We start from the raw sequence: 8,266 nt of genomic DNA on the forward strand, positions 1-8,266 counted from the left end.
CAAGCCATTCCGCAGGCGGTTTTGAGGATGAATATGTACTGATAATGGTATTTTAAAATCCGCAGTATATTAGGGATATAAAAACTTATTTTACTATATACCCGTCTTTTATTCAATTTTCGGTGGCTGCGGGATATTCCGGTTGAAACAGCGTGCGGCTGCTCGGCTGGACGCGGATCTTCACCCAGCCGCTGCGCACGCCCATGCTGCCGAGGTTGGCCTGCCAATCGATCGTATCCGGTTGCCCCTGCGCCTGGCCGTGCAGCAGCAACACCTTGCCGGGAAATTTTTTTGCCTGTGCGGCGAGTTGCCTGCGCACTTCGATGAAGCCATCGCGCCGGCCCCGGAGTTTGGCCAGTTTCGCTGCATTCGGCACGATCAGCGGGTTGCCGTCGGAAAACAGCACGACCGCCCGGTTTTTTCTCTGTGCGGCATGGATGAAGATGCGCTCCAGCCATTCGCGGTTGGCGATGGCGCGGTCTTCGAATTCGCTGTTGCGCCCGGCATCCGGCAGATAGTGATTATTGTCGGCCGGCAAATTAACGGTGGCAAACAGGACGTTGCCGTATTCCCAGCGGGTATTCTCGGCATAACTGGGAAATTTGGCGCTGCTTGATTGCCGAATCAGCGCGATGCTGATGTTGCCGAACGATGCATCATCCGAAAAAAACAACTCGCGCAGCCGATTCAATCGCTCGATGGCGATCGATTTGCCGTTTTTTGCCTTGCAGTTGACCCAGTCGCTGGCGGCAAGCGAGACGATCAGCGCGTTTTCCGCTCTGACGAAGGATGCTCTGCTGCGCGCATAGACGGCATCGCTGCAGCTCTCGGTGCCGGATTTGATGCCGTTGGCAACCACGAAGGCCAGATTGTCTTCATTGCTGGCATTGATCGCTTGCTGCAATCGGTTGTCGTCGGCACCCGATTCAACGGCATGCGCAATCACGCCGAAATCGAAATTCCTGGCTGCGGCTGCAACTGCCGATGGCGTTAGCAGTACGCTGGCCAGCAGCGTCATGCAGGGCAGGAAAGCCAACCGTTTCATCAATGCGCGCATTCAGGCATCGGCCAGTTGCTTGAGGTGGTACAGCGCATCGAGCGCCTGGCGCGGCGTCAGCGCATCCGGCTCGATCTCGGCCAGCGCATCGGTTAGCGCGTCGGCAGCGGTATTGCCCCCGGCCGCTTCAGGCTCAACCTGCGACGGCTCGTCATCGATTGTGCTGGCGGCGGCAAACAGGTCGAACTGCGGCGAAGCCTGTACCGAATGCGCTTCCAGCGTCGCCAGATGGCGGCGTGCGGCGCGGATCACCACCGCTGGCACGCCGGCCAGCTGCGCCACCTGCAAGCCGTAGCTTTGCGAGGCCGGGCCAGCTTCCACCGCATGCAGGAACACGATGTTGTCCTTGTGCTCGACCGCCGACAGATGGACGTTGGCCGCGCTCGGGTGCAGTTGCGGCAGTTGCGTCAATTCGAAATAATGGGTGGCGAACAGGGTCAGGCTCTGTGTGGTTTCGATCAGATGCTTGGCAATCGCCCACGCCAGCGCCAGGCCGTCGAAGGTCGAGGTGCCGCGCCCGACTTCGTCCATCAGCACCAGCGATTGCCGGGTGGCGCCGTTCAGGATGGCCGCTGACTCGGTCATTTCCACCATGAAAGTCGAGCGCCCGCCGGCCAGGTCGTCGGCCGCGCCGATACGGGTGAAGATGCGGTCGATCGGGCCGATCGTCGCGCTGGCGGCCGGGACGTAGCTGCCGACATAAGCCAGCAGGGTGATCAGGGCTACCTGGCGCATGAAGGTCGATTTGCCGCCCATGTTGGGGCCGGTGATCAGCTGCAGCCGGCGCTCGGGATTGAACAGGCAGTCGTTGGCAATGAAGCGCTCGATCTGGTTTTCCACCACCGGATGGCGGCCTTGCACGATGTCGATGCAGGGCTCGGCCACCAGCACCGGCGCGCACCAGTTGTGGCGCGCGGCGTGGCTTGCCAGCGCCACCAGCACGTCGAGTTGCGCTACCGCATGGGCAATATTTTGCAGTGTTGCAATGAACGGAAGCAGTTCGTTGAGCAGCTGCTCGTACAGGTATTTCTCGCGCGCCAGCGCCCGCTCCTGCGCTGACAAGGCCTTGTCTTCGAAGGCCTTGAGTTCCGGCGTGATGTAGCGCTCGGCATTTTTCAGGGTCTGGCGGCGGCGGTAGTCGTCCGGCACCTTGTCGGTCTGGCCGTGCGTGACTTCAATGTAAAAGCCGTGCACCTTGTTGTATTCGACCCGCAAATTGGCGATGCCGGTGCGCTGGCGTTCGCGGCTTTCCAGATCCAGCAGGAATTGCCCGGCGTTCTCGGACAGTGCGCGCAGTTCATCGAGCTCGGCATCGCAACCGGGCGCGATCACGCCGCCGTCGCGCACCATCGCGGCCGGCTCCGCCATCACGCTGCGCGTCAGCAGATCGAGGCAGTCTGCGGGTGTGGCCAGCGCATCATGCAGGCCGGCCAGCAGATCGGAATCGGTTGTCGCATTGCAGCGCGCCAGCTGATCGCGTAGCGCCGGCAGTTGCTGCAAGCCGTCGCGCAGGCCGGCCAAGTCGCGCGGGCGGGCCGACGCCAGCGCGATGCGGGTGGTGATGCGTTCGATGTCCGGGATCGCGGCCAATAGTCGCACCAGCGCATCGCCGGCGTCTTGCTGCTGCAGCGTGGTGAGCGCGGCAATCCGCGCCTGCGCCACCGACTGATCGCGGCGGGCGTGGTGCAGCCAGTGGCGCAGCAGGCGCGAACCCATCGCGGTGCGGCAATGGTCGAGCAAGGAAAATAACGTGGGCGCGGCCGCCGACGCATCCTGGCCGCGTATGGTTTCGCTGATTTCCAGGTTGCGCCGGGTCGCTGCATCCAGGCCGATGAATTCGTTCTCGGACTCCACCGTCAGCGTGCGCACATGCTGCAAACTCTTGCCCTGGGTCGCTTGCGCATAGCGCAGCAGCGCACCGGCCGCGCCGATGGCGGCGCTGAAGCCTTCGGCGCCGAAGCCGCTCAGGGTTGCCACATTGAGCTGTTCCAGCAAGGCTTTTTGGCTGCTGGAAAAATCGAAATGCCAGTCCGCCACTCGCACCGCCTTGTCGGCAATGCCAACCTGCAGCGCGATATCGCCGCCATCGGCCAGCAGGATTTCGGCCGGCACGATGCGCTCCAGCTCCTGCTGCAGGCGCGCATCGGATTCTTGCGCTGCCTGCGTGAACTCCGTCAGTTTCAATGCGCCGCTGGCCATCGACAGCCAGGCCAGACCGATGGTGACGGTTTTGCGTTGCGCCACCTTGCACAGGGCCAGCAACGGCTGTTCGGATTTTTCCGCCAGCAGATGCGGATCGCTCAGGGTGCCGGGGGTGATGACGCGCTGTACCTTGCGCTCGACCGGACCTTTGCTGGTTGCCGGATCGCCGATCTGCTCGCAGATCGCGACCGACTCGCCCAGCTTGATCAGCTTGGCCAGATACTGGTCGGCCGCATGATAGGGAATGCCGGCCATCCTGATCGGATTGCCGCCCGACGCGCCGCGCTGGGTCAGCGTAATGCCCAATAAGCGCGCAGCCTTTTCCGCATCCTCGAAAAACAGCTCGTAAAAATCGCCCATCCGGTAAAACACCAGCGTGGACGGATACTCTGCTTTGATGCGTAAATACTGCTGCATCATAGGAGTATGCTTAGATAACGGTGCTTCCATAAGCCCTTGAATTTATTAAATTTATTCTGCAAGTATTTGATTGCAAAGAATATTTGTTTTGTACGTTCATTTTGTCGATGTAGTCGCAAAGCACCACGAAACGCTACTACACTCCGCAAATGGCGTAGCTTTTTCTGATGCTGATTTTAAAAGTTACGCTACAATCCGGCGTAACTTCAAAATTTCAAAAAGCTACGCCGCCATGCAATTCGATGCCAGACAAGCCAAACTGCTCGCTCCCGGTCAACACATCATTATAGGGGACTGCCCTGGGCTGCGGCTAAGTGCGTCTGGTGCCGGGCGTGCGTGGATCTATCGCTACAAAAGCCCACTCGACGGCAGGATGCGTCAGACAAAAATCGGGCAGTGGCCGGCGATGCCGGCCGTGGCCGCGCTGGCTGAGTGGGAGCGGTTGCGCGGGTTGCGCGATGCCGGGCGCGATCCGGCTACGGAAAAGCGGACTGTGCGTGGCGAGGTCAAGGTAGCGGCAGAAAATGAACGCAAGGCCAGGCTGGAGGCGGTCTATACCGTGCGCCGCGTGTGCGATGATTATCTGGCCGGGCATATCGCCAGGAATCGCCAGGAGAAGGGGGCGAAGGAGACTGCGCGGATGTTCCGCACCATGCTGGGCGATCTAGGCGGCGTGGCGGCTGCGTCTGTCAGCCGGGCGCAGGCGTTTGACCTGCTGGAATCGCATCTGCATATACCAGTGCAATGCGCAAACCTGCGCGCCGAATTGGGTGCTGCTTGGGATTACGCCCTTGATGCCGGCCGGCTTCCGGACACCACGCCAAACTGGTGGCGCATGATCATGCGCGGCCGCATTAAGAGCAAGGGCAAGAATATTGAGGGCGTCAAAACTGGGACGTCGAAGAGGGTGCTGTCGGAAGCGGAGTTATCAGTGCTGATACCCTGGCTGCCGAATTTCAGCCGGATTGTCGATGATGCTCTGACGATGTATCTGTGGACCTGCGCCAGGGGTGCGGAGATCATGGCAATCGAGGTGGATGAAGTTACCGAGGAGGCGGACGGTCTGTGGTGGACGATTCCGAAAAGGAAAACCAAAAACGCACGGCATGAAAATGCAATGGATCAGCGTGTGCCGCTGGTGGGCCGCGCGGCGGTGATTGTGCGCCGGCGCTTACAGCAGGTAGAGAAGGGCTTTTTGTTTCCATCGAAAGGACCGTTCGGGCATACCGAACAAAAACGCGCACAGGTGGCGGTTTTCTGGCACCAGCCGTATTGCGTGACACGTCCGGACATGGAGCGACCGCGCTTGCCGGTTACGCATTGGTCGCCGCACGATCTGCGCCGCACGTCCCGGACGCTGCTGGCCGCGCTCGGCTGCCCGGATGCAGTAGCAGAAGCTGCGCTGGGACATATGCAAGCGGGGATCAAGGGTATCTATAACCGGCACTCGTATGATAGCGAGCGCCGGGAGTGGATTACGCGGCTTGACCAGCATCTTGAATCCTTGCTGCGTTGATTTTCTCTTTGCGTCTGCCTGTGTTTGGCGGCGGCAACAGGTCGGAGATAGGGCGGTTTTCTGCCCAGTCCTCGATCTCGCGCAGCAACCACGCAACACGTCGACCAGATAGCTGGCGCGGCTTTGGGAACTCATCCTCGCGTACCATGCGTTGGATTGTCGTCTCGCCCAGAGTGACCATAACGGCGACGTCCGGTAGATCGACATAGATTCTTTTTATTTGCATATTCATGCTGCTTTCCTTATTGCATTGATCACGTCGCGCGCTACTGGCGGGCAGACTGCGTTGCCAAGCATGTGCACGGCAAAGAGGTCGATTGCCTTCATGTCGCCACCCGCTTGAAGTCGATGACCCATACCCACGGATTGGCATCCCATGCGCCAGCACCATTGAAGGATTCCAAAAACTTCCGATATGCGCCTTTCGGTTCGTCGGCGGCATGGGCATACACGTTGCCCGGTTCCGGAACATGAAAAAACCAAGGCTCTGCAGTTTCGCAAAGCACGCCCTCCGCCTCGCAATCCCGGTCACTGATGTCCTGCAACCGCTCAACGCGCACCGATGTTATTTCGAGGGTGATGCGGCTGGCGGTTCGCGGCATGTGGATGGATGGGTTCCAGAACCGGTATCTACCCTCTGGTGATTTCTCTCCGTCCGGTCCGTGCGGATCATCGAAATAGTCGGCACGGTAGAACACGTCGCAGTCCGGTTCGTATGGGCCGAATGGGTGATTGCTGTGTTGCCATGTCTCCCGCACCCAAAGCTGGTCGCCTGGCTGGCAGTAGGGGCAGGTGCGGTTGATAACGTGCTGCGGTTCGCGCGTCAGTTCGCATGCGGCCATTTCGCAGCCAGCATCCGGATGCTTACGGTTCTTGTAGATGCGCCGCGTCTGTGTCTTGCTGCCATCCAGCAGGGCACGCACCATCGGCGCGCTGAAAAGGATAGGGTGCTCTTTCATAGTGCGAGCTCCATCTGCGAGGTAATTTTCGGCGCCGGGAAGGTGCGCACTTCCGCGCGCGGCTTGCCATGCTACAGACCTAACATGTTGGTTCCAAATCGCTGCAATTTGGACTGAAATATACGTTCCACGAAGCCGATGCCTAGTCAAATTTCTTCCTTTATGCTGTCGCTCGAATTCAGCGCGGATTTCACCGTCTCCTGGATCACTCATGCTGCCCTCCGATATGTCTTGGTAAATGTGTTGTTGACCGCATGCCCGCGCTGCAGCACGGCCTTGGCCAGCCGCACGCGGTCGCTGTGGCTGCTGGTTGATTGCCCCAGCAAGCCGAAATAACTGTTTGCGGATGTAAAAACGTCGGCGGGATCCATGCGGCTGATCCGGCTGACTGCCTGGCGCACCGTGCGCCGGCGCGTTCTGCTGTGCCAAGGCTTGATCACGTGACCGACGAAGTCGACGCCGCGGTCGACCGGCTGCAGGATGGTCTTGGTCGGATTCAGGTTGGCATGCAGCCTGCTAGGCAAAAATGCGTTGATGTCGGCCAGCGCGGCATTGAGCCACTGCGGCGACTCGTGCAGCAGGATGAAATCGTCAACGTAGCGGATGTAATGCCGGGCGCGCAGCTGGTGCTTGATGTGCTGGTCGAGCGCATCGAGGTAAATGTTGGCGAAAAACTGCGACGACAGGTTACCGATCGGCAGGCCAAGGTGCGCTGGCTGGTTGGTCAGGCGCTTGTGCGGCGGGACCAGATCGATCAGGGCAGGGGCGCCGCGCAGCTCGAAATTCTGACGCGGGTCGTGAAACAGGATCGTTTCGGCCAGCTGCAGCCACCACGGTTCGGTCACGCGGGCGGCGATCTGTTCGCGCAGCACGTTCTTATCGATGCTGACGAAGAAGTTGGCCAAGTCGCATTTCAGGTACCAGGCCGGCTTCGACCAGTTCTCGGTAGCGCTACGGATCTTCGCTTCCAGGCGCTGGGCGGCGTACAGGGTGCCGCGGCCCGGGATGCAGGCGCAGGTATCCTGGATGAATGCCGCGTAAAACCGTGGCGCAATGCGGTTGTACAGCAGGTGGTGCACCACGCGGTCGCGGAAGTCGGCGGCCCATACCTCGCGGGCTTTTGGCCGGGTGACGACGAAGCAGATCGATTTGCCCGGTTGGTAGCTGCCGTCGACCAGATCGGCGTGCAGCTGCATCAGGTTGCGCTCAAGATCCTGCTCGAATGCGAGAGCGCTGGGCGTGTTGCGCTTGCTGCGGCGGCAGTCGAAATAGGCCTGCGCTAATTCAGTAATAGAAAAATCAGCATGGCTCGGGGTCGTACCGGTCTGATCTGCGGACTGCACGGGCGCGGTACTCATTCGACTTGTGGTTGTTGTTCTGGTTGCCATTGTTGAAGTTCTGCATCCATGCATAAGAGTCGTTGGCGGCGTTCTGCGGTTGTTCATGCTATCTACGTCGCTCTGCCGAAGGCCGGGGCCGATCAGCAAGGAAACTGCGCCAGACCTGCCGGCATGTGCCGCTGGTATCTGTGGTGCGCGTGGCGGTGGGAAGCGGTTGGCTACCCAGCGGCATGACCAGATAAGAAAAAATCGCTCTGACATGACTGCCGTGGCAGTGATGTAACGGGCGCTGGTACTACTGCGGACTTGCGCCATCCATTGGCCTGCTTACCGATCGCATCTGTCAGGCTGATCGCCGTCGCATATTGGCCGGTCGAAATGAAGCGCATGTCTTTCGACAGGCGAAACAGGATCTCGGCGGCGTGGACATACTCCAGCAGTGTGGTCAGATGCGGGGCCTTGTCCTGCGCCGCATTGGCGCGCGCGATCAGGATCACGCTTTGGACGCACAAGCCGCGAATCTCGCCACCAATCGATGCCTTGAAATCCTTCGGCATGTTCCTGGTGATGGTCGTCGCGAGCTTGAGCAGTTCGTAGGCCACTTTGTAAATCGGTAATTGATCGTGGATAGCCATGCTGAAAAAAATCGATCCGGGCTGCGCCCGTGAGTTTGTTAAATTGCTGAATTACTCAATGATTAACACTCTGCGGACTGCACGGGCGCGGTACTCAACCGACTTGTGGTTGATGATCTGGTCGCCATCGTCGAAGT

General features: G+C 59.8%; 7 protein-coding genes. 1 reads left to right on the top strand and 6 read right to left on the bottom strand.

Going from position 1 to position 8,266, the window contains the following annotated elements:
- Nucleotides 1-112 precede the first annotated feature (112 nt).
- Nucleotides 113-1,045, bottom strand: a complete 933-nt coding sequence (locus HMCN_RS0116320; protein ID WP_025918384.1) for a hypothetical protein — start codon at nucleotides 1,043-1,045, stop codon at nucleotides 113-115.
- Between the two features lie 12 nt (nucleotides 1,046-1,057).
- Complete coding sequence (mutS, locus tag HMCN_RS0116325) at nucleotides 1,058-3,679, bottom strand: DNA mismatch repair protein MutS (RefSeq protein WP_369792180.1); 2,622 nt, start codon at nucleotides 3,677-3,679, stop codon at nucleotides 1,058-1,060.
- Nucleotides 3,680-3,911: 232 nt separating this feature from the next.
- Here mutS and HMCN_RS0116330 point away from each other — a divergent pair, with 232 nt between their 5' ends.
- The gene (locus tag HMCN_RS0116330; RefSeq protein WP_025918386.1) at nucleotides 3,912-5,195 is read left to right on the top strand and encodes an integrase family protein; all 1,284 of its coding nucleotides are present in this window, start codon (nucleotides 3,912-3,914) and stop codon (nucleotides 5,193-5,195) included.
- On the opposite strand, the gene HMCN_RS18915 is transcribed toward HMCN_RS0116330, so the two are convergent.
- From HMCN_RS18915 to HMCN_RS0116345, 4 genes are all read right to left on the bottom strand, one after another.
- Complete coding sequence (locus HMCN_RS18915) at nucleotides 5,155-5,427, bottom strand: AlpA family transcriptional regulator (RefSeq protein ID WP_238552220.1); 273 nt, start codon at nucleotides 5,425-5,427, stop codon at nucleotides 5,155-5,157. The two genes, HMCN_RS0116330 and HMCN_RS18915, sit on opposite strands and share 41 nt — an antisense overlap.
- 91 nt (nucleotides 5,428-5,518) lie before the next feature.
- Nucleotides 5,519-6,154, bottom strand: a complete 636-nt coding sequence (locus HMCN_RS0116335) for a hypothetical protein (protein ID WP_025918387.1) — start codon at nucleotides 6,152-6,154, stop codon at nucleotides 5,519-5,521.
- Between the two features lie 209 nt (nucleotides 6,155-6,363).
- Nucleotides 6,364-7,512, bottom strand: coding sequence for an RNA-directed DNA polymerase (locus HMCN_RS0116340; RefSeq protein ID WP_238552221.1), 1,149 nt, complete (start codon nucleotides 7,510-7,512; stop codon nucleotides 6,364-6,366).
- Between the two features lie 200 nt (nucleotides 7,513-7,712).
- Nucleotides 7,713-8,129 carry a four helix bundle protein gene (locus tag HMCN_RS0116345; protein ID WP_025918389.1) on the bottom strand — a complete coding sequence of 139 codons (417 nt, stop codon included), beginning with the start codon at nucleotides 8,127-8,129 and terminating at the stop codon, nucleotides 7,713-7,715.
- Nucleotides 8,130-8,266 lie beyond the last annotated feature (137 nt).

This window comes from Herminiimonas sp. CN (genome assembly GCF_000622895.1).
GTDB lineage: Bacteria > Pseudomonadota > Gammaproteobacteria > Burkholderiales > Burkholderiaceae_D > AVCC01.

Coding starts and splice junctions, on each gene's coding strand:
- HMCN_RS0116320 (WP_025918384.1), bottom strand. CDS start 1,045: ATGAAACGGTTGGCTTTCCTGCCCTGCATGACGCTGCTGGCCAGCGTA.
- mutS (WP_369792180.1), bottom strand. CDS start 3,679: ATGATGCAGCAGTATTTACGCATCAAAGCAGAGTATCCGTCCACGCTG.
- HMCN_RS0116330 (WP_025918386.1), top strand. CDS start 3,912: ATGCAATTCGATGCCAGACAAGCCAAACTGCTCGCTCCCGGTCAACAC.
- HMCN_RS18915 (WP_238552220.1), bottom strand. CDS start 5,427: ATGAATATGCAAATAAAAAGAATCTATGTCGATCTACCGGACGTCGCC.
- HMCN_RS0116335 (WP_025918387.1), bottom strand. CDS start 6,154: ATGAAAGAGCACCCTATCCTTTTCAGCGCGCCGATGGTGCGTGCCCTG.
- HMCN_RS0116340 (WP_238552221.1), bottom strand. CDS start 7,512: ATGAGTACCGCGCCCGTGCAGTCCGCAGATCAGACCGGTACGACCCCG.
- HMCN_RS0116345 (WP_025918389.1), bottom strand. CDS start 8,129: ATGGCTATCCACGATCAATTACCGATTTACAAAGTGGCCTACGAACTG.